We start from the raw sequence: 24,947 nt of genomic DNA on the forward strand, positions 1-24,947 counted from the left end.
GAAGCCCGCTGGCGGCTTTGTTATGGAGCCGATACCGACCGACGACGCCGAATTCTACTGAGAGAGTGAGTGATTCGCGCCGCCGGCGGTCGCGCTGTCGGTCGCCCTCTCGTCCGAGTCGTCGCGGGAATCGCGCTCGGCGAGGAACTCGCGATAGTAGTCGGCGACGGGGCCGACCCACGCGCCGCGGTCGAGCGCCCGTTCGATAATGCGGCGGTAGAGCCGGCGGTAGCCGGGGAACTCGTCTTCGTTGAAGTACCGCGGGTGCCACAGCACCGTCATCACGGCGTCGTTCGCCTCGGCCTCGTCCAGGAGGCGCTCGCACTCGGCCCACGCCTCGTCGAACGCCGACCCGGGGTCGGGAAGCGACACCTCCATCAGCGTCAGCGGGAAGACGACAAAGTCGTCGTCGAAGGGTCTGAACGGCCGGTAGCCGTGTTGGAACCCGTTTTCCGAACTCGACCCGGGGCTGGCGTCGTACTTTAAGCCGAGTTCGCGGTGGTAGCGCCACGTGTTCGGCCCGAGTTTGAGGTGGTGCTGGCGGCCGCCGACGATTTCGTGGCCGAGCACCGCTTCGAGTTCGCGCTTTTCGGTTCGGAGGCGGTCGAAGTCGTCGCACGACCGGAACGAGCCGTGGATGCCGACCTCCCAGCCGCCCCCGTCGAGGTCGCGGACGGCGTCGGCTATCGACGCCGAATCGAGGTCGTACCGGCCGAGGTGTTCGACCCAGTTCTTCGGTTCGAGCCAGTCCGAAAGTGACCCCGTTTCGAGGAGGCTCGGCTCGTTGAGGAAGTAGAACGACGAGCGGACGCCGAGGTCGCGTTCGAGCGCCATGATATCCTCGAACTGCCAGTAGGGGTTCTCCCGCCGGAGGAGCGTCCGGAGGTGGTAGCCGGGGTTCGACTTCGCCGCGTAGTACAGCCCCTGATACGTCTTGTACGGGCGGTCCACGTCGTGGGTCAGACAGACCGCGAAGCCGGGGCCGGATTCGCTCGGCTCCGTGCGGGTCACGCGGAGGTCATCTCGCGCATCCGAATCTCCCTTCTTCTCACGCATTCTCGTACTCCGAGAGCGCGGCGACGATTCGCTCGGCGGCGCTCCCGTCACCGTACAGCGAGGGTTTTTCGGGAAGCGGGTCGTCGTCGGTCAGCGCCGCCCGAATCGCGGTCGCGTCCGCGCCGACGAGGACGTTCCAGCCAGCGTCGACGGTTTCGGTCCACTCGGTTTCGTCGCGGAGCGTGAGACATCGGGCGTCGAGGTAGAACGCTTCCTTCTGGACGCCGCCGGAGTCGGTGGCGACGCGCTCCGCGCCGTCGAGCAGGCGGACGAAGTCGAGGTAGCCGACCGGCTCCACGAGGATGACGTTCTCGGCGTCGGCGAGCCGCGACCAGAGGCCGCTGGCTTCGAGCGCACCCTCGGTCCGGGGGTGGACCGGGAACACGACCGGGAGTTCCGACGACACGAGCCCGTCCACGATGCCTTCGAGGCGGTCGCGGTCGTCGGTGTTGGCGGCGCGGTGGACCGTCGCGAGGACGTACTCCCCGTCTCGGAGGTCGAGGTCGGCGAGTATCGACGACCGCTCGCGGGCGGTCTCGCGGACCCGGAGGACGGCGTCGTACTGCACGTCGCCGGTGACGGAGACGCCGTCGCGGATGCCCTCGGCCGCCAGCGTCTCGGCGGCCGATTCGGAGGGCGCGAACAGCAGGTCCGAGCAGTGGTCCGTCAGCACGCGGTTGACCTCCTCGGGCATCTCCCAGTTGTAGCTCCGCAGGCCGGCCTCGACGTGCGCCAGCGCGGGCTCGCGCTTTGCTGTCACGAGTGCCGCCGCGAGCGTCGAGTTGGTGTCGCCGTAGACGAGCACCACGTCGGGCTCCTCGTCGGCGATGACGGCGTCCAGACGGGTCATCATCTCGGCGGTCTGGGCGGCGTGGCCGCCCGAGCCGACTCCGAGGTTGTAGTCTGGCTCTGGGATGTCGAGCTCGTCGAAGAACACGCCCGACATCGACTCGTCGTAGTGCTGGCCGGTGTGGACGAGCACCTCGTCGTGGTCGCGTCTGAGCGCGTCGGAGACGGGGAACGCCTTGATGAACTGCGGGCGCGCGCCGACGACCGAGAGCACTTTGAGGCGGTTCATCGGCTCGCACCTCCGTGCGGCGCGTCGGTCCCCACTGCGACTTCGGCCTCGGCCTCGGAGTCGGTCTCTGACGACTCGCCCCGCGGTCCGCCGCCGATTTCGTACACGCGGTGGCCGATGTCGCCGAGGGTGCCGCGACCGTCGACGACGACGAGGTCGTCGAAGGCGGTCCAGTCGATGCCGTCGAACTCCTCGTGCGGCGTGACGACCACGGCCGCGTCGATAGCGCGGGTTGGCAGGTCGGCGAGCGAGACGGGGGTCGCGCCGAAGGACGCGACGACCTCGTCGGAGAGCATCGGGTCGACCGCGAGGACGGTCGCGCCGAGTTCGTTCAGTCGGTCGATGACGCCCGCAGCGGGCGTCGCGCGGGTCTCGGCGACGCCGGGGCGGTAGGTGACGCCGAGGACGGCGACGGTCGAACCTTCGATGTCGCGTCCCGCCGCGGCCAGCTCGTCGCGGAGCTTGTCGGCGGTGAACGCCGGCATGCTGTCGTTGACCTCGCGGGCGGTCAGGAGCAGCGGCGTCTCGGCCTCGACTCGGCTCGTGATGAAGTACGGGTACCACGGGATGCAGTGGCCGCCGACGCCCGGGCCGGGCGCGTGGATGTCGCAGTACGGCTGGGTGTTGGCCGCGTCGATGGCCTCGGTCACGTCGATGCCGAGGTCGTCGCGGAGCCGCGCGAGTTCGTTGGCGAGCGCGATGTTCACGTCGCGGTAGACGCCCTCGAACAGTTTCACGGCCTCCGCGGTCGTCGCGTCGCGCACGGGAATCACCTCGTTCGAGGTGAGCTCGCCGTAGACGAGCGCCGCGACGCGGGTGCTCTCGGCGTCGACGCCGCCGACGATTTTCGGGTGCGACTCGGTGATGTCGCGGAGCGCCCGGCCCGACGAGGTCCGCTCGGGGCAGAACGCGAGGCCGAACTCGCCGGTCGAGAGGCCGCTTCGCTCCGCGAGGTACGGGACGACGAGGTCTTTGCTCGTCCCCGGCGGGACGGTACACTCGACGACGACGAGGTCGCCGGGCGCGAGGCCCTGTGCGATGCTGTCGAGGACGGCCTCGAACGCCGCGAGGTCGGGTTCGCGGTCGTCGGTCAGCGGGGTCGGAACGATGATGACGTGAATCGCGGCTCCTTCGGCCGCGGCGACGCCGTCGGTGGTCGCCCGGAGCGCGCCGCGTTCGGCCTGCTCGGCGACTAACTCGGGGAGTCCCGGTTCCTTCGCCACGTGGCACTCGCCGTCGTTGACGCCGCGGACCACGTCCTCGCTGATGTCGACGCCGGTGACGTTACCCGTCGCGCGGGCGTAGACGGCCGCCAGCGGGAGGCCCATCTTGCCGAGGCCGTACACCGCGACGGGAACCTCGCCGGCGCGCAGGGCCCGCGTCTGTTCGTCGGGTGAACGGTCGGAGCCGTACAGTCCGGGGTGCTCGCGGCTCATTGTCGGCCCTCCGGGGTCTCTGTCGTCTCCGCGGCCGCCGCGGCCCCGACGCTCCGAATCGCCGATTCGGCGTCGGTCTCGATGCGCCGGGCGAGTTCGATGGCGCGCAGGCCGTCGGCCGGGGTGACGAGGACCGGGCCGCCGTCGGTCGCGGCGTCCACGAACGCCTGTAGCTCGCGCTTCAGCGGCTCGCCGGTGTTTATCATCGGCTGTTCCATGACCACCTCGTGGCGGTAGCGGACGCCCCCGTTGTCCCGGAGGTAGTCCGGCCGCGACTGGCGGAAAATCTGGACCGACTGGTTCAGGTAGTCGACCCGGATGAGCCGGTCGCGCGCGGTGATGTCGAGCGTTCGCGTCTTCTGCTGGGTAAGCCGACTCGCGGTGAGCGAGGCGATGACGCCGTTCTCGAAGGTCAGCTGCGCCGTCGCGTACTGCTCGTCGGGCGTGGCGGTCGCGGCCACGCGGTCGACCTCGGCGTCGACCAGCGAGAGCACCACGTCGATGTCGTGAATCATGAGGTCCATGACGACGCCGTCGCCCATCTCGCGATTCAGCGGCGGGCCGAGCCGGTTCGCGGTGATGGCGATGGGTTCGACGCCGTCGAGGAGGTCGGGGAGGGCTCGGACGGCCGGATTGAACCGCTCGATGTGGCCGACCTGCAGCACGACGCCGCGGTCCTCGGCGAGCGCGGCTAACTCCGCGCCCGCGTCGAGGTCGTCGACGAAGGGTTTCTCGACGAGCGCGTGGACGCCGGCGTCGATGCACTGCCGGGCGACCGATTCGTGATAGGGCGTCGGCACCGCGACCGTCACCACGTCGACATGTTCGAGAAGTTCATCGATTCCGTACGCGTCGGTGCCGAAGTCGGCGGCGACCTCGGCGGCTCGCTCTGCGTCCGCGTCGGCGACGCCGACCAGTTCGACGCCGCGAAGCTCCGCGTAGACCCGCGCGTGGTTGGTCCCCATCGACCCGACGCCGATGACGCCCGCGCGGACCGGGCGCTCTCGGCCGCCGTCGGCGCGGAGTCCGTCGGGTTCTCGGCTCACCTCGCCACCTCCACGTAGTTGGCGACCGCAGTCCCGATGCGTTCCACGTCGGCCTCGCTGAGTCCGGGGTGGACCGGCAGCGAGAGCACCCGTGCCGCGGCTTCCTCCGCGACGGGGGCCGACACCGCGAGGTGTTCGTACGCGGGTTGCTTGTGGACGGGCTTCGGGTAGTAGACGCCCGTGGCGATGCCCTTCGCGTCGAGGTACGACTTGAGAGCGTCGCGCTCGACGCCGTCGCAGGCGACGGTGTACTGGTGGAAGACGTGAGTCCGGTCCGGCGGCGTGTGGGGCGTCGTGACCGGCGAGTCTTCGAGGTACTCGGTGAGCGCGGCGGCGTTCGCCTGTCGCGCGCGGGTGAACTCGGGGAGGCGTTCGAGCTGGACCCGGCCGATGGCCGCGGCGATGCTCGTCATGCGGAAGTTGTGGCCGACCTCGGCGTGTTCGTAGCCGGAGACGCGGCCGTGGTCTACGAACCGGGCGGCGCGCTCGGCGACGTCCGCGTGGTTGGTGGTAATCATGCCGCCCTCGCTCGTGGTCATGTTCTTCGTCGGGTAGAACGAGAAGCACGCGGCGTCGCCGAAGGAGCCGACGCGCCGTCCCTCGACTTCCGCGCCGTGGGCCTGCGCGGCGTCTTCGACGAGCAGGAAGTCGTACTCGTCGGCGAGTTCCGTGAGTCGCGTCATGTCGGCCGGGAGACCGTAGAGATGGACCGCGATGACCGCGTCCACCTGCTCGCCGGCCCTGAGTCGTGCTTCGAGCGCGTCGGGGTCGATGTTGTACGTCCGCGGGTCGATGTCGACGAATCCCACCTCGGCCCCCGTGAATGCGACGGCGTTGGCCGTCGCGATGAACGTGAAGGGCGTCGTCAGGACGCGGTCGCCGGGGCCGACGCCGAGCGCGTGGAGCGCGGCGTGGAGCGCCGTCGTTCCGTTGGAGTGGCGACGCCGTGGTCGGCGTCGCAGTAGTCCGCGAACTCCCGCTCGAAGCCCCGGACCTCGGGGCCGTCGGCTATCATGCCGCTTTCGAGGACGGCCGCGATCCGGTTCCGTTCGGCCGCGCCGAGTTGGGGCGCAGCGATGGAGATGTGGTCTGAACTCATCGTCGTATCCTGTTTTCTCCCCGCAGTTGCTCCGGCAGTTCGCGGTGGACGGCGGGGACGCCCACGGCGAGGGTTCGCGGCGGCACGTCGTTCACGACGAGCGCGCCGGCGGCGACGAACGCGCCCTCGCCGACGGTCACGCCGGGGAGAAGCGTCGCGTTCGCGCCGATTGAGGCGTGGTTCTCGATTGTCGGGCCGACCAGTTCCGCGTCGGTGCGGACCGGGTAGGGGTCGTTCGTCATCACCACGCCCGGTCCGACGAACACGTCGTCGCCGATGCGGGTGTTGGTGGGGATGTAGACGTTCGTCTGGATGCTCACGCGCGATCCGATGGTCGTAGTACCGTCGACGACCGTCTCGGTCCCGAGGAGGACCTGGTCGCCGATGGTCGTGTGCTCGCGGACGAGGACGTTGTGGCCGGTGACGAAGTCGTCGCCGATGGTCACGTCGTCGTAGACGATGGTGCCGGCGCGGATTCGCGCCCGGTCGCCGATGATCGGGTCGTTACCGTCGCCGTAGCCGATGGTGACGCCGTCGTCGACGTGGGATTCGACGCCCACCTCGGCGCTCATCGTCGTCCACCTCGCGTCGGTCGCGCTCCATCGACTGTCTGTGTCGACTCGGCGGTCGGCCGAATCGACTGGAAATCTGGAATTTCATATCATGTCGGCGGGGAGTCTGCCTGCCTTAGCGAAATTCAGTCTCGGTGAGGGCTTTGTTATGGAGTGATTGCCACCCGAAATCCGGTCGCAGTCACTTCGTAACGCTGCGGCGGATTCCGGTCACGGAGCGCTTGAGAAGCGCCACGCCGGGCGCGCCGTCGCCCAGCCAGAGCCAGACGGCGCTCCCGAGCAACGCGAGTTCGAACGCGACAAGCACCCACGCCTCGGGTCGGCCGAGGAAGACGACGAAGCGGCGCAGGTAGAACCACGTCTGGGCGAAGAAGCCGCCCATCGACGACTCGCTGCCGTGGGACAGCGGCCAGAGGAACGCCCGAATCACGTCGTAGTTCCCGAAGAAAAAGCCGTTGTACAGCAGGTCCGCGGGGATGTGCGAGAGGTAGCCGAGGGCGAAGGCGACGCCGACCGTCGCCGCTCCGTAGCGCCGCGCGACGACCACGACGAGTATCGAGACCGGCACCGAGACGAGAATCGAGTGCGCCACCGAGATACCGCTCGGGAGGATGCCGAACGACCACGCCAGCGGCTTGTCGACGAGGTCGGGGAACTGCGTTCCGAACAGCACCGCCAGCGCGGCCCAGCCGTCGAGTTTCCGGTCGGTCGCCCGCGCCCACAGTGAGACGATGATGTAGCCGACAGCGGCGTGCTCCCACGGGAACATCAGCGGTCGCTCCCGGTCGGTCGGTTCGTCGTCGTTGCGGTCGGTCGAGCCGCCGTTACGTGTCGGCAATTCGTCGTTCCGGTCGAGTGACGCCGCGTCGTCGGGTCCGTGTTGGCGGTTCGTCGTCGCGGGATGAGAGTGGGGATAGGCGTCTGAGACATCTGATTTGTGGGGCGCATCGGGGGGTCGGCTTGGAGGACGTTCCGTTCACCTCGAGTGCGGACTGCGTCCGTCCGCATCGATGCGAACGATTTGAGGCGAAACGGCGCGCGAGCGCCCGGTCAGGGAACCCGAGTGCACGTCCGGGTTTTGTTATGGCGACTGTAACTGCCTCGTGGCGGTTTTCGCGGCCGGAAGTCGGCGTCGATTCGAGCGGCGGCGGCGGGTAGACGCCGTATAACTACTCCCGCGGGGCGCGTGGAACTGCCAGAGAGTATGCGATACCTGTTCTTCACCAACACGCCCGCGCACGTTCACCTCTACAAGTACGCCGTCAGAGAGCTTCAGGCGATGGGTCACGACGTGCTCGTCCTCGGCCGCGACTACGGCTGTACCAAGGACCTGCTCGAGTACTACGACCTTCCGCACGAGATTTACGGCTCCTGCGGGACGACGAAGTACTCGCTTTTCAAGTCGCTCCCGTTCCACTACGTCAACATCTTCCGGGCCGTGCGGCGGTTCAAGCCCGACCTCATCTTCGGGATGGGCGGCTACGCGGCCCACGCCGGGGCCGTCTCGCGGACGCCCGTGGTCCTCCTGCTCGACTCCGAGCCGACCTCGCTGGACCACGTCGTCTCCCGGCCGTTCGCCAAGGCGATTCTGACGCCCCACACCTTCGGGAAGGACCTCGCGGACAACCACTACCAGTTCCGCGGGTTCAAAGAGACGGCCTACCTCCATCCCGACGTGTACGAGCCTTCGGTGGACATCCGAGCCGAACTCGGTCTCGACCCCGACGAGCAGTTCGTCGTCGTCCGGTTCAACGCGTTCGGCTCGCACCACGACGTGGGCCACGGCGGGTTCACCCCCGAGCGCCGCCGCGAACTCATCGAAATGCTGGGCGAGCGCGCGACCGTCTTCGTCCTCGACGAGAGCGAGGAGCGCCGCGACGGCGACCTCGACACCCGGCCGTTCGACTTCCATCCCGCGCTCGTCCACGACGTGCTCGCCGAAGCGAGCCTGCTCGTCGCCGACACCCAGACCATGGTCACCGAGGCGGCGCTGCTCGGGACGCCCGCCATCCGGTCGAACTCCTTCGTCGGCGACGACGACATGGGCAACTTCGTCGAACTCGAACGGCAGGGGCTCATCTCCAACCTCAAGTCGTTCGACGACGTGATGGCCCGCGCCGAGGAACTCCTCGCCGACGACGGCGCGAAGGCCCGCTGGGCCGAAAAGCGCGACGCGTTCCTCGCGGACAAGGTCAACCTCACCGACGTCATCGTCCAGGTGGCGCTGAACTACGGCTCCGTCGAGACGGTCGACTCGCTGACGAGGCATACGGTCCCGGCGTAATCGGCGTCGCGCCATCGCCGACCCCACGCCGGCGGCGTCCGCCGCAATCGAAGCCCAGCCCGGTGCGTCTGCCCGCTCCCGGAGACGGTCAATCGACCCATAACTAACCGCCGAACCGCCCAATTTTCTCGCATCGACCGGCGCGCGCTCCGCCCGCCTCGACGCGTCTCGTGACTCGGATTCGGGACTCCCCGACCACGACCCGCAGAATCACCAGAACCAACCCCATGAAGCCCAAGCAAACACTCCTCATCGTCGGCCCGAAAGGCACCGGCGGTATCGACCGATATATCACCGAACAACGTCGCTACCTCGAAGACCGGATGGACGTGCACGTCTACACGCGCTACACCGCGCCGAAGGGTGAGGGGCTCGAACTCGCCGCACGAATGCTCCTCTCGTCGCTCATTGCCGTCGTTCTCTTCCCCTTCCAGCGACGCCCGGACATCGTCCACGTCCACTCGTCGCACACCTACTCGTTCTACCGCGCGGCGTTCTTCGCCCTGTTTTCGAAGTACGTCTGGCGCGTCCCTGTCGTCCTCCACATCCACGGCTCGTCGTTCGACGACTTCCTCGCCACCGACTCGGGGGTCGTCCGCCGACTCCAGTCGCTCGTCTTCGACGCCGTCGACGACGTGGTCGTCCTCTCGGAGTACTGGCGCGGCCTCGTCTCCAGACTCGCCGGCGAGGAGAAAGTCCACGTCATGGCCAACGCCGTCGAACCCGCGGAGTACGACCCGACGTACCCGACCGACCCCGTCCACCTCGTCTTCGTCTCGAACCTCATCGACCGCAAGGGTATCCGCGAGTTCCTCGACGCCATCGAGATACTCGAATCCACGCCCGGCCTCGACTTCGAGGTGAGCATCGGCGGCCGCGGCCCCCACGCCGACCGCGCCGAGGCGGTCGCCGCCGCCTACGACAACGTCTCGTACCTCGGCTTCCTCTCCGAGGAAGACAAGCGCGACCTCATCAGCCGCGGCACCGTGTTCGTCCTCCCGACCTACGCGGAGGGGCTTCCCATCGCCATGCTCGAAGGCATGGCCGGCGGCAACGCCATCGTCACCACACCGGTCGGGAGCATCCCCGAGGTCATCACCGACGACCGCGGGATTCTCGTCGCGCCCGGCGACGCCGAGGAGCTGGCGCGGGCGCTCGCGCGACTCGTCTCCAACCCCGAGGAGGCCGTCCGCATGGGCCGGACGAACCGGGCGGTCATCGAGGAGCGCTACTCGTGGCAGTCGAACGCGGACGAGCTGGTGGCGATGTACGCCGACGCGGCGTAGCGTCGGGGCCAGTCTTTCTTTTCTCCGAAGCCCCCGCGGAGACGGCGCTCTTCTCGATGTTCGTTTTGGCGGCCGTCAACGGAGTCAGGTTTTTAATGTTAACTCATCTACAGTTACTGGATGGACGACACTGCACTCGACTCGTTGGTGCGGGACGACGTCGGTGGTCGGGCGCTCGCGAGCGTCCTCGCGCACGCAGAGCGCGGCGATGGAACTGTCACGTACGACGCTGTGAGCGATGCCGTCGACGCTGAGACGTGGGGTCGGCTGCTCAGGACTGGCGTGCTCGTGCCCGCCGACGACGTGTTCGTCGTCGACGACCCGCCAGCCGTTCGGGACGCACTCGCCGACGCGGGTATCGAGGTCGGCGCCGCGACCACTCAGCCCGCTCCGACGACTGACGAATCGGCGTGGAGACCGGTCGACAAACTCGCCGGAGCGGGCGCAATCACCCTCGTGGCCGGCTATCAGGTGCCAGCCATCAAAGCGGCGATTGTCGGTCCGATGGACCTCGTCCTCGGGCCGCTCGCCGGGGTGCTTCCGTTCCCGCTGCTCGTCGTCGTTCTCGCGACGGCGGTTGCGCTCGTCTCGACGGGCTTCCGTCGCCGGTTCCTCGACGAGGACGGAATGGACGCACAGAGAGAGCAGATGCAACGGATTCGAGAAAAACTCAGTACCGCGAAGCAGCGCGGGGACGATGCCGCCGTGGAACGTCTCACCGAGCGTCAGCAGGAGCTGATGCGAGATCAACTCGGGACGATGAAAAACAACCTCCGGCCGATCGTGTGGTCGATGCTCATCACGGTGCCCGTCTTCCTCTGGCTGTCGTGGTTCGTGATGAACCCCGCAGGAGCCATCGTCACGGCCGCACCGGTGATTCCGATAGCCGACCGCATCATCTGGAGCGCGCGGTTAGTCGGACCGATGCAAGTTTGGATGGTGTGGTACTTCGTGAGTTCACTCGTCTCCAACCTGTTCGTCAAGCGAACAGCTCGCCGGCTGTTCGACCAGAACACCGCCCAGACCCCCGCGTGAGGAACGCAGTCGGTGGTCTCCAGCACGCGTCGCGTCGTTGTCCGTTGCCACCGCCGGCCGTGGCTTCTGTGGCTGTCCTCCCTGTTCGGTAGCTATCCGTTGCTTCGGTGGTCGCTGCCGCCGCGTCGTCCGCCTCCTGTCGTTCTGACGCGCTCCGTGTAACCGATAGTCCGACCGAAAAAAGAAAGCGTGCAAAGCGTGCTGAGTGGCTCGTCCGGCCTCAGTCGGCCGGTTGCGGCGCGTCTTCGGCTTCCGTCGCGCTCGCGGCACCCTCACCGACGCCGCGGCCTTCGCGGTCGATGTACTTGCGGACCCAGAGTTCGCCGGTGATGATGCCGGAGATGGCGCTCATGTGCTCGGCCTCGCCCGTGAGCTCCTCGCGCTGGAGGCGACGAATCTCGTCGGCGTCGAAGTACGGGCGCTCGCAGGCGGAGTCGAGCAGGTCGTCGATGCGCTCGCGGAGCGCGCGGTTCGTCCGGTACCAGTCGCCGATGGTCGAGCGGCCGCCGTAGGTGTGCACGTCGCCGACGAGGCGCTCGCGGATGCGGTCGACGGAGGTGCCGACGACGAAGCCGGCGGCGTGTTGCCACATCGGGCGCGCCGGCGGGACCTTCGTCCGCTCGTAGGGGATGTCCGCGAGTCGGCTGTCGAGGCGGCGGACCAGTTCGACCTTCGGGTAGGCCGTCCCCGCGGGAATCTTCCCGTTGGTGAACGGAATCGAGCCGACGCGGTGCGACAGCGGCATCCGCGTCACGGCCCGGAGGAACTCGGTGTCGCTGAAGGGGACCCGCGTGCCGGCCTGGCTCTCGGCGATGGGGTTGCTGGCGAAGTCGCACCGCGGGAAGTAGTTGCGGTAGTAGCAGTCCATCGCGGTGCTGTAGAGGTCCGGCTGGTCGCTCTTGCGCACCTCCTCGCGGTAGGTCGTCATCGGGTCGAATTCCGTCCGCAGGAGCCGCCGGGCATCGTCCACGTCGATGCGGTGCTTCGCGCGGTAGAGCGCCGCTTCGGGGGATTTACTTCCCTCGACGGCGGCCCGACCGATGCCGTCGCCCATCATCCCGCCCTGCCCGCAGCCCTCGATGAGCACGTCGGGCATGTCCTCGATGTTGAACACGTTCGCGAGGTTGACGAACGTCGAGAGGCCGACCATCCCGCTCGTCAGCTGGACCGATTTGTCGAGCGAGTCGACGAGCGCGTCCGATTCGACCGGGACGCGCCTGTTTTCGAGGCCGAGCACCTTGGAGACCTTCGCGGCGAGTTCGAGGTTACTCCCGTTCGCGGGGTTCGAGTCGTAGGTGTAGGTTGTGAGGTCGTGGTAGCGGCTGAGTTCGCCCGCCATCGAGCGACTGTCGAGGCCGCCGGAGAGCCACAAGCCGATATCGCCGTCTATCGTGTCGGCCATGTCGGCGATGACGTCCTGATAGGCCTCGGTGAGGTCGTCGAGGTAGGAGTCGTCGGGGCTCTGTTCGAACGTGTGGTGCCAGTACGACTCGATTTCGGGGCTCGCGCCGGCCCGGTAGTCGAGGACGGACCCCGAGGGGAGGAACTTCACGCCCTGCACGAGCGTCTTATCGCCCCAGACGTGCCCGATCATGAGCAGGTCGCTGATGGCGCGCTCGTCGACCTGCGGGTCGTCGAGGAGGGTCGTCAGCGCGCCGACCTCGGTCCCGAAGGCGAACGGCTCGCCCGCGACGTAGAAGCACTGTCGCGTCCCGAGTTTGTCGCTGGCGAGCACGACGCGCTCGTCGTCGCCGTCGACGCCGACGACGAGGAACGAGCCGTCGAGTTCGGGGAGGAGCGCGTGCGGGTCCTCAAACAGTCGGGCGAACAGCCCGTCGGCGTCGAGGTCGAGTTCGTCGAGGTTCGTCACCGCGCCGTATATCGCTCCCACGCGCGAGCCGTCCTCCCAGACGGTACAGCCCTTGGGGTCTCTCGCGCCGTGGTGGAGGACCGAGACACCGAAGCGGCCGGTCGACCGCGTCGCCGACTCGTACCAGTCTTCGTGGTGGAGTTCGGCCGCGCAGGCGTCGAGCGTCGCCGCGTCGAGGACGCCGCCGACGAAGCCGGTCATCGAAGACCCTCGCGTCCGGTTCGCTCGGCGGTCTGTGGCGTGACTACTGTGAGTAACATCGTTGCCCGATATCCGCGTGCGTCGGGTTTTGTTATCACGCGCCTATACGGCCGTGCGGCGGCGTCGAGCGTCGTCGAACCGACCGGAACCGAGGTTCGAACGGGTCTCTGCCTCGGATGGCCCCTCGACGCCCGACGCTTCGGTTGCTGACTCCCGAGACGCGGGGAAGAACGTCCATACCGTCCGCCGACACCGATTACATTCTCAATAACAAACTACGCTACTCGCCTTCTCTCACGGGATGAAGCAACGCGATTCGCGGCTCACGAGAACACTCCTCCTCGTCGGATTTCTCGCGCTAGCCGTCGGTATTCTCGTCGCTCGCGCGTCGCCGGCGCGCGCGTACGAGGTCTCAATCTACCAGTCGACTCCGGTGGTCTTCTGGGTCGGCGTGGCGGTGGCGGTACTGACCGCGTTGGTCGTGGTCGTTCGCGCCCCGAACAGTCGGTTCGCAGCCGGTGGCGTGGGTCTAGCGGCCCTCGCGATAGCCGCGGTCTCAGCCCTTCCGCTCGTCCGGGAGTACTACTTCTACGGGTTCAACGACTCGTTGACGCACCTCGGCTGGGCGAAGTCGCTCGCCTCGGAGACGCTGACGCCGCTCGAAATCGTCTACCCGAGCGGCCACGTCTCCGCTGGGATATTCAGCGCCGCCCTCGGCGTCGAAATCACCACCGCGATGATGCTCGTGGTGTTTTTCGTCTCGGTCGTCTACCTCGTGTTCGTCCCGCTTCTCGTCTCGCTCATCGTCCCCGACCGTCGGGCGGTCCTCATCGCCGTGTTCTCGGCGCTGTTGTTCCTACCGGTGAACCTCAACGGGTTCAAGCTCATGTTCTTCCCGTACTCGCTGGCGTCGTTCCTCGGACTGGTGCTTCTGTACCTCTTCTTCAAGCACCAGTTCTCCGGCACCGACGCCGTCGAGAGCCGGTGGCGCGGTCACATCACGCCCGTCTCCGTCCTGTTCGCCATCGGGACGGTCGCGCTGGTGTCGTACCACCTGCAGGTCGCCGTCAACTACCTCGTGTTGTTCGTCGTCGCCGCGGGTATCCAACTCGTCCAGCGCTGGCGGACCCCGGACGCCGTCGCCGAACAGCGACCGGTGTACGGCCTGACCATCGTCTTCGCCGCGGCCTTCGTCTACTGGCTGACGCAGTACACCGTCGGCTTCTCGACGGGCGGTCTGTTCGTCGAGGGGTTGCTCGGGATTCTCTCGGGGAGTTCCGAGGCCGGAACGGCTATCTCCCAGCGCACCGGTTCCGTCACCGCCGTCGGCGGCGGCATCTTCGATGTGTTCGTGAAGCTGTTCCTCGTGAACGCCGTGTACGCCCTGATTACCTTCGGCGTCTTCCTCGGCGTCCTGTTCGGGCGGTTCCCGCAGCTGTCGGGTCAGGGACGGACCATCCTGCGGACGCTGACGTTCAGCCTCGTCGTGTTGGTGCCGTACTTCTTCGCGCACCTCCTCGGCGTCATCTCGGAGACGAACTTCTTCTTCCGCCACGTCGGCTTCGCGATGATTATCGCGACCGTCGTCGGGAGCGTCGGGCTGTTCTACGCGTTCGAGTGGCTCGCGGGGACGAGCTACTGGTCGAAGTACGGGCGGGCGGTCAAGGCCGGCACGCCCGTCGCGACGGCGCTCGTCATCGGGCTCACGCTCATGGTGATGTTCCCGTCGCCGTACATCTATCTCCCCTCGAACCACGTCCCCGCCCAGCAGATGGGGGCGTACGACACCGCGTTCGAGATGTCCGACGAGGACATTCGATACGTGGGTATCCGCGGGAACCCCGACCGCTTCGCCGAGGCGCTCCCCGAGCGAACCACGCCGGCGCTCGGCTTCACGACGCCCGACGAGGCGCTCACCGACCTGCCGAGCTACTACGACGGCCCGCGGTATCTGATGGTCTCGAAGACCGATTACGACCGCGAGGTGGTCGCGTACCGCGAACTCCGGTACTCCGCGGCGAACCTCACGGCCGTCCAGAACCAGCCCAACGTGAACCGCGTCATGGCGAACGGCGCGGCCGACCTCTACTACGTGTCCGGGTAGGGGTGTAGGGACGCGGGGTCCGATTTTCACGCCGATGCTAGAACCGCTACCGCCGGTGCCGCCGCTGTTCTCTTCCGACCGGCGGCCTGTGGGCCGATGGTCCCTGCCCCGCCGCACGGGTTCGGACACCACGGGGCTCGGCAGGTCGCTCTGCCTCGTCAAACAGCGCCTAATCCGCGCGACTACGGGAACCGCGACCCCGCCGGAATCCAGTAGCGAGTCAATAATTAATCGGCTCCTGAGCCGATGTGTAGCCGAGTGTTACCGTTCGTGAATACGCCGGGTCTCCGCCGAAGCGACGACCCGCGAGGTGCGTTCGATGAGAGATAAGATTCGCTCGGTCGTCCGGACGATTCGCCGCCGGTTCGTTCCCGGCGACGACGACAGCGACCTCGCAGAGCGGACGGTGAAAAGCGGGATGTGGGTGTCGGCGATGAACGTCCTCGACCGGGTGCTGAAGGTCGTCATGTTCATCGTCCTCGCGCGGTTGCTCGGCCCCGAGGCTATCGGGCTGATGGGTATCGCGCTCCTCACGATCTCGGCGCTTCTGAGCCTGACGAACCTCGGTATCGACGCCGCGCTCATCCAGCGCGTCGACGACGACGTGGACGAGTACCTGAACACGACGTTCACGCTCGAACTCCTCCGCGGCCTGCTGATGAGTTCGGTTCTCTACTTCGCGGCCCCGTCGCTCGCCTCGCTGTTCGGCGAGCCCGCCGCGCGGGACCTCATCCGCGCCATCGCGCTGGTCCCGATTTTCCTCGCGCTGCGGAACCCCGCGATGGTCTACTTCAAGAAGGACCTCGCGTTCCACAAGGAGTTCGCCTACCGGGTCAGCGGGACGACGGCCTACGTCGTCGTCGCGCTCGGCTACGCCGCGGTCAGCCCGACGGTCTGGGCGCTCATCTTCGGCTACCTCGCCGACGCAAGCGTCCGCTCGGTCGTGACCTACTTCCTGCATCCGTACCGGCCGCGCCCCGCGCTGAACCGGGCGTATGCAGCCGAACTCATCGGCTACGGGAAATGGGTCACGGGGTCGTCCATCGTCGAGTTCCTCTACGGACAGGGCGACGACGCGGTCGTCGGCTGGCTCCTGACGGCGACCTCGCTCGGTTACTACCAACTCGCCTACCGCATCTCCAACGCGCCGGCGACCGAAATCGCCGTCGTCGTCTCCAGCGTGATGTTCTCGACCTACTCGAAGCTTCAGGAGGACCAGCGCGCCCTCCGCGAGGCGTTCTTCAGCACCTTCCGGCTCACGGCGTTCGTCGCCTTGCCCATGTCGGTCGGCATCTACCTCGTCGCGCCCGCCTTCGTCGGCGCGTTCCTCGGCGAAGACTGGCTCCCGATGGTGCTCGCCATGCAGATTCTCGTCGCCTACGGGCTCTTTCGGACGCTCTTCGCGACGTTCAACCCCGTCTGGCGCGCCGTCGGCCGCCCCGATGTACAGACCAAACTTGGCTTCCTCCGCGTCGCGCTGCTCGCGATAGCTATCGTCCCCGCGACGAGCGCCTACGGCATCGAAGGGACCGCCCTCGCGGTCACGGGCATTCTCGCGTTCCCGATGGTCCCGCTCTACGCGCGCGAAATGAAACGAACGCTCGGCACGACTTACCGCCGGTTCCTCCGAGAGCTCTCGTACCCCGTCGCTGCCAGCGGCGCGATGGCGCTGGCGGTCCTCGCGGCGCAGAACCGCGTCGGGTCGCCGCTCGTCGAGTTCGCGGTCCTCGTCGCTATCGGCGTCGTCGCCTACGCCGTCAGCGCCGCGTCGCTCATGACGCTCTTCGACTGGCGGGTCAAACAGAACCTCCGGGAACTCGTCTCCGTGATGTCCAAGTGAGGTCGGCGTTCGGCCGACTCGACGGGCCCGCTGAGTGGTCGATTCGACTGACTCTCATTGCTAGCTGAACCTTCGACGTGAATCAAACCTATCAGAACACCGTCAGAAAATGTGGGCGTGGTGAAACGAACGCCCTCGCAAGGTTCGGTGGGAGCGTAATTACCAGTTCATAGATTAATTATCTGGCGAGCAGAGACATTTCACGGACTGATTTTGATTCGACACAGCATGTCGATTTGGCTCGTATAGTATCGATTAAGTGGTCGTTTTCGACCGCCAATATGGCGACATATACATATTTAGTTGATATTTTCTTGAGAGAATATAAGGTGTGTCTCTGGAATGCAACTGGTAACTAACTGGCCTCCATCCGAATCAAACCCGCATATAATCGTAGCTAACTAGATTATACCTCGCAATAATGATTATCACCTTAACGAGGGCTTTCCTCGGGTATGGCACGACTAACCGATGGAGATGACGACGAATCTGCGGCGGATTCAGACTCCATCCTCGAATCGCAACTCAACAGGCGGAACTACCTCAAACTCGGTGCGATGGCCGCATCGACTGCCCTCTCTGCCGGCGTCGCGTCGGCTGCGTCTGGACCAGAGGAGCGCTTCGGTATCCAATGGGACCGCGTCGTCAACGCGGTGGACGACCTTGGAATGGACCCCAACGGAAACGAACCGATAGACAACCAACTCGATTCCGCGTACGAAAGCGGGACGCTCATCGAATTCCCTCCGGGTGAGTATCTCGCCACCGAGACACAGTACTGGAACGACGACGTCTCCCGCTTCGGGATGGTCGGCACCGGCAGCTCCCACAAGGACGTGCAGTTCGTCTTCCCGTCGGGCAACAACGGTGAGAAGTACCGGTTCCTCGAAATCACGAGCGGGGACCACCACGTCCTGAAGAACTTCTCCATCCAGCAGACCGACGACGACACTACCACGGCGGACATCTGGATGATAAACGACGACGGCGGCCTCATCGAGGACGTCGAGTGGCTCGGCCGCACCCCCACCGACAACAACGCTCGCCGCCAGCTCCTCGCGTACGACTGTTCCTCCGTCGACGGCGTCAACGTCGCCCGCCGCGTCTACATGCGTGAGGGTGCCGAGCTTCCGGGCTACCCCGACGGCGTCGCGGGTATCCGTGTACAGGGCGGTTCAGTCGGCGAGATTCGCCTCGTCGACTGCCACATCGAACAGCGCGGGTCGTCGTCGTTCCGCGCGACCCACACCCGTGGCGTCCTCCGCGTCGAGGGCGGGCTGTTCAAGAACAACGACAACACCAACATGCGCATCTCCGCGGGCGACCACCCCTCCAAGACCTCGTGGATCAAGGGCGCGACAGTCATCATGGACGCGGACAACCTCAACGAGCACGCCCGCGACGGCGACAGCCTCGACAGTCCCGAGGGCCTCCGCATCGACTCTACCGGTAACGGCTATGCCGGCGTCCTCATCGAGGACTGTGACTTCATCTTCAAGTCCTGTCCCACCTCGCGCGGCATCGTCTCGTCGCCGACGTGGGCCGGCCACGGCGGCTTCACCCTGCGCAACTGCCGCATCCAGAACGACACGTCGGTCCAGACGATTCACGCCGACTCCGTCGACACCGACACCGCGGACAAGCCGTGGGGCGTGAACCTCGAAAACGTCTCCATCACGGGCAGCACGCGGTCTCAGCCCGCCGGCGCGGCGGTCTGCATCGACAACGACCGCAACGGTTCGACCGTTCAGAACAGCTGTATCCACTTCCCGAACGGCGATGTGGACGGCGTCCTCGTCAACGATGCCACGAACTGTGAGATTCTGGACTCGAACATCAACGTCTCCGGGCAGGCGACGGTGTTCAGCGGGGCCGACGTGGACACGAGCAACATCACGAGCAGCGACTCCTGTCCGCTCCCGAGCGCCGACGGGAGCACTAGCGACGACTCGTCGACCACGGACGACTCGACAGATTCGACGACCGACGATTCGACGACGGATTCCACGACCGAACCCCTCCCGAACGAGATTCGCCTCGTCGGCACGGGCACGACGACCCAGTACGAGTTCACCGTGACGGACTCGCTGCAGGCGTCGGGCGACACCATCGAGGAGTGGGACGACATCTCCGGCGGCACCGCGACCGGCTGGATTACGACCGAAGGCGTCGAGGACACCTACACGTTCTCCGGCGACATCGACTCGTTCTCGTTCCTCGAAGGCGAGTGTGAGATTTACGTCAACGGCGAGCAGGTAACCGAGAGTACAGTCACTGACGCCACGACGGACACCTCGACGGACGATTCGACGACGGACTCGACGGACGATTCGACGACGGACTCGACGAGCGACCTCTCGCACGAACTTCGCCTCGTCGGCACGGGTACCCAGACCCAGTACGAGTTCACCGTCAGCGACGCGCTCGAAGCCTCAGGCGACACTATCGAGTCGTGGGACACCATCGACGGCACCTCCGCCAGCGGCTGGATTACGACCGAGGGCGTCGAGGACACGTTCAACTTCGCGGGAAGCGTCACCTCCTTCGGCTTCGTCGAAGGCGAGGCCGAGATTTACGTCGACGGCGAGCAGGTGACAGAGAGCACGGTTACGGACGCGACGACGGACGACTCGACCGATTCGAGCACGGACGACTCGACGACCGACGACTCCACCGACAGCCAGAACGAACTGCGCCTCGTCGGCACCGGCGTCGAGACGCAGTACGAAGTCAGCGTCAGCGGCACGCTCGAAGCCTCGGGCGACACCATCGAAGAGTGGGACGACGTGTCCGAAAGCTCCGCGACGGGTTGGGTCACCACCGAGGGGGCCGAAGACACGTACAGCTTCACGGGCACGATTACGTCGCTGTCGTTCCTCCAGGGCGAGGCCGAGGTCTACGTCAACGGCACGCGGGTCGACCCTGCCGTGTTCTCCCTGCCGAACACCCTCGTCGTCGAGGGCGACGGCACGGAGACGACGTACGACTTCATGGTCTCGGGCGAAATCCTGAACGATCCGCTCGTCGGGCCGACCGAGAGCGACGACAGCGTCACCAACGGCAAGGTGAAAGGCTCCGTTACGGACAACGTCGACGCCTTCCGGTTCTCGGGTGACATCACGAAGATGAACCTGACCGGCGACGCGGCGCTGACCTTCGAAGACAACGACGGCTGAGACCGAGACGACGGAACAGCAGAACAGTAGACGGCGCGCCGCGCGCCCACCCGCCCGCGGTGACGCCGCAGACGACAGAGGCACCCACGTTCGCATTTCGACTCGGCTTTTTCGTTTTCCACCCGACAGCCGAGCGGCGGCCACGTTCAGGACGGATCGACGGCCGCGCGGGCGCGAGTTACGCCGCGTCGTCGCCGGCGTCAGCGCCGCCGGTCGGTTCATCGGTCACGGTGAGCCAGACGTACGCCGAGCGGTACGCCGTGTCGGTGCTCGGCTCCGCCGGCGCGTCGCCCTCGTACAGGAAGTAGGTGAGCCGGAGGTCTTCGCCGGTCAGCGCCGGGGCGAACGTGTGGCGGGTCCGCCACGTCTCGCCGTCCGCGACGGTCTCCGTCCGCGACCCGAGCACCTGTCGCTCGACGACCGTCGTCTCGCCGTTCGTCCGCTCGACGCGCTGGAGTTCGGCCACGAGCGTGTATCTCGTCGCCTCCCCCTCGGCGTTCGCGACGGAGACGAACAGTTCGGTCTGCTCACCCACCGTCAGTTCCTCGGGGTAGTCGGCGGCGACGAACTCGCCGCCGGCGTCCTGCGTGAGAAGCGACAGGCTCGAATACGACTCGCCCGTCCCCGGTGCGACGAGCGCGTAGCTCAGGCTCGCGACGGCCAAGAGGATGGCGAACGCGAGCGCGACGTTCAGGAGCGAATCGACCCGCGAAGACTGGTCGAACGACCGGACCACGTCGGCGTACCAGCGCCGAATCGGGACGTGGAAGCGCTCTCCCTCGGGGAGCCGACGCCGCCGTGCCTCGCCGACGGCGAGGCCGACGACGATGATCGCCGACAGCGCGAGGAGGACGGGCGCGGCGTTCAGTCCGACGCCAGCCCAGAGGAGCGCCAGTCCGACGACCGGCAAGAGCGCGACGCTCATCCCGAAAGCGAGCGCAAATCGCTCCGTGAGGCTGAGGTCCGGCTGCCACTCGAACCGGCCGAACGACGGTCCCTCGGCCGGGTTGCCCGACGACCCGGCGGGAAACAGTGCGAGCAGCAGCGCGTAACCGGGAAGAAACAGGAGAATCGGGAGTCCGACGAGGGCCTGTACGGTCGGAACGACATCGAGGACCGCGACGAGGCTACTCGAAACGACGACGAGCAGCGCGAAGGGCACGTCTAGAGAGAGCTCACCGAGTGCCCGATTTAATCGTTCTTTGCTGTGTGATGTAGACCCCATTACCGGCTAGATGACGCGACTAGGCTGTTGTTATTGAGCGCCTCACCCCACGGCTTTCGGCGGTACGAGGTGACTAACTCCCTCCTCCTGCTATCTCGCGGCCGTCAGCGACTCTGTCGGGCTCTTTTTCGTTTCTCTCGTCGCTCTCGTCGGCACCGTCGACGCGGGACGACGGCTGTGCCCCGTTCGACGCGCCCCCCCCGCTCGAACGACGTGGACGGCTCCGCCGCGACTCGCAACCGTTCGTTCTCGCGGCTGTCGAGGACCATCGCGCCGCCGAGTGACCCGAGGCCGACGAGGACTCCGGTGAGAGACTGCCGACCCGGTCGGTCCTTCGACGCGACCCCGCCGACCAGTCGGAGCACGCCGGCGAGGACGCTCACGACGCCGAGCGCGTAGAGGACCGCCACCGGGTGAACGCCGCCGTCGAGGTACCGAACGCGGAGCCGCCAGAGGAAGTCCCTGAGCAGGAGGAACGACAGCCCGGGGATGAACGTCGAGTACCTGATGCCGCTTTCTTCGTCGCCGTAACGCGCGCGCATCGGCACGGTCGCGACGCGCTTTTCCGCAACGTTCAGGTTCACGAGCAGGTCGTTCAGGAAGCCGTACTGGTCGTACAGCCGGTCGAAATCCAGCTCCGAGAGCGCCTCCGCCGAGATGGCCGTGTAGCCGTTCTGCGGGTCGCGGATGTGCCAGTAGCCGCTGGCGATGCGCGTTAGCCCGGACAACAGGAGATTGCCGAACAGCCGCCACGGCGGCATTCCCCGGCGGGTGTCGCGCGCGGCGAGTCGGTCGCCGACGGCGTAGTCGGCGTCTCCGTCGACGACGGGGTCGATGATGGCGGGCATGATGTCCGGGTCCATCTGTCCGTCGCCGTCCATCACGACGACGATGTCCATCCCGTCGGCGAGAGCGCGTTCGTAGCCGGTCTTGACGGCCGCGCCGCGCCCGCGGTTGACTGGGTGTCGAATCGGGACGACGCGTCCGTCGAGCGACGCGCCACCGTCGGCCGCGGCGACGACCGGTTCGGCCGCTCGCTCGTTCGCGCGCGCCGCGTGCCGCCGAATCTCCTCCCACGTCCCGTCGGTCGAGCGGTCGTCGACAACATACGCGCGGTCGACGAACGCGGGGAGGGTGTCGACGACGCCGCCGACGAACCGCGCCTCGTTGTACGCGGGTACGACGACGCCGACGGCGTTACCGCGGTACATCGCCCCTCGCGTGCGACCCCTGTGTTGAACGCGGCGCGTCGACCGGTCCGCCGTCGTCGGGCGTGTCGCCCCGCGGCGGCGAATCGAATTGGAGAGTGCGTAGGAACATCGATACTTCGACCCGGTGATTGGGCCGTTCGGGTCTTTGTTAGTCGTCAGCAACACGTATGTAAAGCCGAATTTCAGCCGTTTAGGACGGTTAGAACGGCTGTCTAACGTTCACGAAACCGCGACTAATCGAATCCGTATCACGTTCATCGAGACTGTCTTGAAAAACAGCATGTCGCCGTACTCGGTCCGGCGTGCCGGGCGAATCGCCGCGTCAGATGGAGTTTCGGATCGAGTCCCAGTAGCTCGACGCGGTGACCACGTCCAGCCCGAGTTCGTCGACGTAGTCCATCGTCTCGGCGAACGCCGCCGGGCTGACGGAGCGCCCCTTCCCCGTCACGTCGTGGTACATGAGCACCGCGAGCTGGTTGTACTGGGCGGCGAAGTCGAGCGCCTTCTTCGCCTTCTGCACGTCGTCGCCGTCGGTCCGGCCGACGATTTGCGGGTCTGATATCGCACCGGTCGGCCCCCCGACGGTCACGAACCCGAGGTAGTGGTAGTCGCTCGCGGCATCGAGCGCCGACTCGTTGTACCGGCCGTACGGCCAGATGATGAAGTCGGCCCCGCGTTCGAACCCGTTTTCGACGAGCCACGCCTTCGACTCCCTGATGCTCGCGCGCTGGTCGGCCGGCGAGAGGACGCGGAACGAGTCCGACTGCTGGGGGTGGCTCACCATGTCCCAGCCGGATTCGACCATCTCGTCCATCCCCGACCGTGGGATGCGATGGCTCGACCCGACGGTCCACGGGATGACGCCGACGACGCCGGGGAAGCCGTGAGACTCCAGTATCGGATACGCCGTGTCGTACTGGCTCCGGGTGTTGTCGTCGAACGTTATCATCACCGACCCCGCGCCGGCCCGCGGTTTGGCCCGGAGCGAGTCGACGTAGAAGCGCGCCGTCGTGCCGCCGCCGGTGTACAGCTGGATGCTTATCTCGGTGACGTTCGTCAGGTCCGGCGACCCCGTGACGCGCTGCGGTCCGAGGTCGAGGCGCTGCCAGCCGGCCTTCCAGATGTGCCGACCGAGAAGCAGCGTGTTGTCGTAGTCGGGCGCGGCGAGGCGAACCGTGATGCCCTCGGTGTCGGGCGTTTCGAGGTTGACTGCCAGCGAGAGGTCCGCCTCGGAGAGGTCGATACCGTCCTCGAACGTCCGGTAAATCCATACCCGCTCGTCGTCCGGCGCCGCTTCGAGGCGGAGCGACTGCGACCCGGAGTAGACGACCTCCTCCTCGACGGCGTACCGTCCCGCGAACGTCCCCCAGAGGCGCTCGTCCTCGAAGTCGTCGACGAGCCACCCGACGTCTCTGAACCGCTCTCGGCTGTTGAACGCGACCGCCAGCGGGTCGCCCGCCGCGTCGACGCTCGGGTCGTCGTACCTGAACCGCGGAGTCGGGACCGGCGGCTCGCTCGTCGCGGTCGCCTCGGGAGTTCCGGCCGATTCACCGCCCCTCGCGACGCAGCCGCTGAGCATGGCGGCGCTCAGTCCGAGATACGAACGCCGTGACAGATTCATGCAGACAACTGTCGCCACGAGTGGATAGTAATGCGACTCGTAATTTCCGTAGGCACGGACTGACGGCGTCGGGAACCGCGAATGTCTCCGATTTTGACTCGTCGTTTCGAACAGTCTCTCACCCAATTTCGCCGCCGCCGACCCGCCTCGATTTCGCGGCTTTCGCCCCGCACCCCGCGGTTACACACCGTTTACCAATGACCTTCCCGGTCCAACTGACGGGAAACATGTGCAACCGACGTCGGTCCCTCTCTCTCCAACTCTTGTTTCGCCCTTCGAGACGATTCGATTCCGACGCTCGACGGACGCTGGACAGTCACCGGGGACGCCCCGAACGCACGGAGGTCCCCCGCCGGTGAAGCGTCGAACCTACCTGAAGACGCTCGGTGCGGTCGGCGTCGGTGCCGCGCTCGCCGGCTGTAACATGCCGGACGAGGAGACGCCGACCGAGACGCCGACGACCGAGGAGACGCCCACACCCGAACCGGACCTCACCGTCTTCCACGCGGTCGAGGACCTCGGGATGGACCCGACGGGCCAGGAGCCGGTCGACGACATCCTCGACGGGGCGTACGGTGACGACACGGCCGTCGAGTTTCCGCCGGGCGACTACCTCATCACCCGCGAGCACGACTGGGACCGCGGCGTCTCGAACTTCCAACTCGTCGGCCTCGGCGACTCCCACAAGGACGTGCAGTTCGTCTTCCCGCCGGCGGACCCCGGAGAGCGGTTCCGGATGCTCCGAATCACGAGCGGGGACCACCACGTCCTGAAGAACTTCTCCATCCAGCAGACCGACGACGACAC

Annotated in this window: 15 protein-coding genes and 3 pseudogenes; 7 read left to right on the plus strand and 11 right to left on the minus strand. The window is 66.6% G+C overall.

Annotated features, from left to right (window positions below; all coding sequences use genetic code 11):
- Nucleotides 1–54 precede the first annotated feature (54 nt).
- The 7 genes and pseudogenes from NKF06_RS01545 to NKF06_RS01575 form a co-directional block, all read right to left on the minus strand.
- On the minus strand, nucleotides 55–1,056 hold the full coding sequence (locus tag NKF06_RS01545; protein WP_253244315.1) for a polysaccharide deacetylase family protein: 1,002 nt from the start codon (nucleotides 1,054–1,056) through the stop codon (nucleotides 55–57).
- A complete protein-coding gene (gene wecB / locus NKF06_RS01550) occupies nucleotides 1,049–2,134 on the minus strand; it encodes a UDP-N-acetylglucosamine 2-epimerase (non-hydrolyzing) (protein ID WP_058826445.1) in 1,086 nt (361 codons plus the stop codon). The genes NKF06_RS01545 and wecB overlap by 8 nt, the downstream gene beginning before the upstream one ends.
- Complete coding sequence (locus NKF06_RS01555; protein WP_253244316.1) at nucleotides 2,131–3,570, minus strand: nucleotide sugar dehydrogenase; 1,440 nt, start codon at nucleotides 3,568–3,570, stop codon at nucleotides 2,131–2,133. The genes wecB and NKF06_RS01555 overlap by 4 nt, the downstream gene beginning before the upstream one ends.
- The gene (locus NKF06_RS01560; RefSeq protein WP_058826447.1) at nucleotides 3,567–4,616 is read right to left on the minus strand and encodes a Gfo/Idh/MocA family oxidoreductase; all 1,050 of its coding nucleotides are present in this window, start codon (nucleotides 4,614–4,616) and stop codon (nucleotides 3,567–3,569) included. Before NKF06_RS01560 ends, NKF06_RS01555 begins: the two co-directional genes overlap by 4 nt.
- Nucleotides 4,613–5,715 (minus strand): annotated as a pseudogene (locus NKF06_RS01565) (DegT/DnrJ/EryC1/StrS family aminotransferase). Before NKF06_RS01565 ends, NKF06_RS01560 begins: the two are co-directional and overlap by 4 nt.
- On the minus strand, nucleotides 5,712–6,287 hold the full coding sequence (locus NKF06_RS01570; RefSeq protein WP_042663890.1) for an acyltransferase: 576 nt from the start codon (nucleotides 6,285–6,287) through the stop codon (nucleotides 5,712–5,714). The pseudogene NKF06_RS01565 and the gene NKF06_RS01570 overlap by 4 nt, the downstream one beginning before the upstream one ends.
- Before the next feature lie 181 nt (nucleotides 6,288–6,468).
- Nucleotides 6,469–7,056 (minus strand): metal-dependent hydrolase, encoded by a 588-nt coding sequence (locus NKF06_RS01575; protein ID WP_042663900.1) that lies wholly within the window; start codon nucleotides 7,054–7,056, stop codon nucleotides 6,469–6,471.
- Nucleotides 7,057–7,491: 435 nt separating this feature from the next.
- Between NKF06_RS01575 and NKF06_RS01580 the strand changes: the two genes are divergently transcribed.
- From NKF06_RS01580 to NKF06_RS01590, 3 genes are all read left to right on the plus strand, one after another.
- Complete coding sequence (locus tag NKF06_RS01580) at nucleotides 7,492–8,571, plus strand: DUF354 domain-containing protein (RefSeq protein ID WP_253244317.1); 1,080 nt, start codon at nucleotides 7,492–7,494, stop codon at nucleotides 8,569–8,571.
- Nucleotides 8,572–8,798: 227 nt separating this feature from the next.
- Nucleotides 8,799–9,857: a glycosyltransferase family 4 protein gene (locus NKF06_RS01585; protein WP_253244318.1), complete on the plus strand. Its 1,059-nt coding sequence runs from the start codon at nucleotides 8,799–8,801 to the stop codon at nucleotides 9,855–9,857.
- A 120-nt stretch (nucleotides 9,858–9,977) separates the two neighbouring features.
- On the plus strand, nucleotides 9,978–10,892 hold the full coding sequence (locus NKF06_RS01590) for an EMC3/TMCO1 family protein (RefSeq protein ID WP_253244319.1): 915 nt from the start codon (nucleotides 9,978–9,980) through the stop codon (nucleotides 10,890–10,892).
- Nucleotides 10,893–11,112: 220 nt separating this feature from the next.
- Here the strand turns inward: NKF06_RS01590 and NKF06_RS01595 are convergent, their stop codons facing one another.
- Nucleotides 11,113–12,963, minus strand: a complete 1,851-nt coding sequence (locus NKF06_RS01595) for an asparagine synthase-related protein (RefSeq protein WP_253244320.1) — start codon at nucleotides 12,961–12,963, stop codon at nucleotides 11,113–11,115.
- Nucleotides 12,964–13,264: 301 nt separating this feature from the next.
- Here NKF06_RS01595 and NKF06_RS01600 point away from each other — a divergent pair, with 301 nt between their 5' ends.
- The 3 genes from NKF06_RS01600 to NKF06_RS01610 all read left to right on the plus strand — a co-directional run bounded on the left by NKF06_RS01600 (nucleotide 13,265) and on the right by NKF06_RS01610 (nucleotide 20,083).
- Entirely contained in the window at nucleotides 13,265–15,067 is a 1,803-nt protein-coding gene (locus tag NKF06_RS01600; RefSeq protein WP_253244321.1) for a hypothetical protein, read from the plus strand.
- 319 nt (nucleotides 15,068–15,386) lie between these two features.
- A complete protein-coding gene (locus NKF06_RS01605; RefSeq protein ID WP_058826454.1) occupies nucleotides 15,387–16,907 on the plus strand; it encodes a lipopolysaccharide biosynthesis protein in 1,521 nt (506 codons plus the stop codon).
- A gap of 455 nt (nucleotides 16,908–17,362) precedes the next feature.
- Nucleotides 17,363–20,083, plus strand: a complete 2,721-nt coding sequence (locus NKF06_RS01610; protein ID WP_058826455.1) for a hypothetical protein — start codon at nucleotides 17,363–17,365, stop codon at nucleotides 20,081–20,083.
- 178 nt (nucleotides 20,084–20,261) lie between these two features.
- Here the strand turns inward: NKF06_RS01610 and NKF06_RS01615 are convergent, their stop codons facing one another.
- The 3 genes and pseudogenes from NKF06_RS01615 to NKF06_RS01625 form a co-directional block, all read right to left on the minus strand.
- Nucleotides 20,262–21,245 (minus strand): DUF1616 domain-containing protein, encoded by a 984-nt coding sequence (locus tag NKF06_RS01615; protein WP_058826456.1) that lies wholly within the window; start codon nucleotides 21,243–21,245, stop codon nucleotides 20,262–20,264.
- 136 nt (nucleotides 21,246–21,381) lie between these two features.
- Nucleotides 21,382–22,519, minus strand: a pseudogene (locus tag NKF06_RS01620) (glycosyltransferase family 2 protein).
- 322 nt (nucleotides 22,520–22,841) lie between these two features.
- Complete coding sequence (locus NKF06_RS01625) at nucleotides 22,842–24,098, minus strand: polysaccharide deacetylase family protein (RefSeq protein WP_253244323.1); 1,257 nt, start codon at nucleotides 24,096–24,098, stop codon at nucleotides 22,842–22,844.
- A gap of 397 nt (nucleotides 24,099–24,495) precedes the next feature.
- Here NKF06_RS01625 and NKF06_RS01630 point away from each other — a divergent pair.
- Nucleotides 24,496–24,947 (plus strand): annotated as a pseudogene (locus NKF06_RS01630) (twin-arginine translocation signal domain-containing protein); the annotation flags it as partial.

It is taken from the genome of Haloferax sp. AB510 (genome assembly GCF_024136985.1).
Lineage (GTDB): Archaea > Halobacteriota > Halobacteria > Halobacteriales > Haloferacaceae > Haloferax.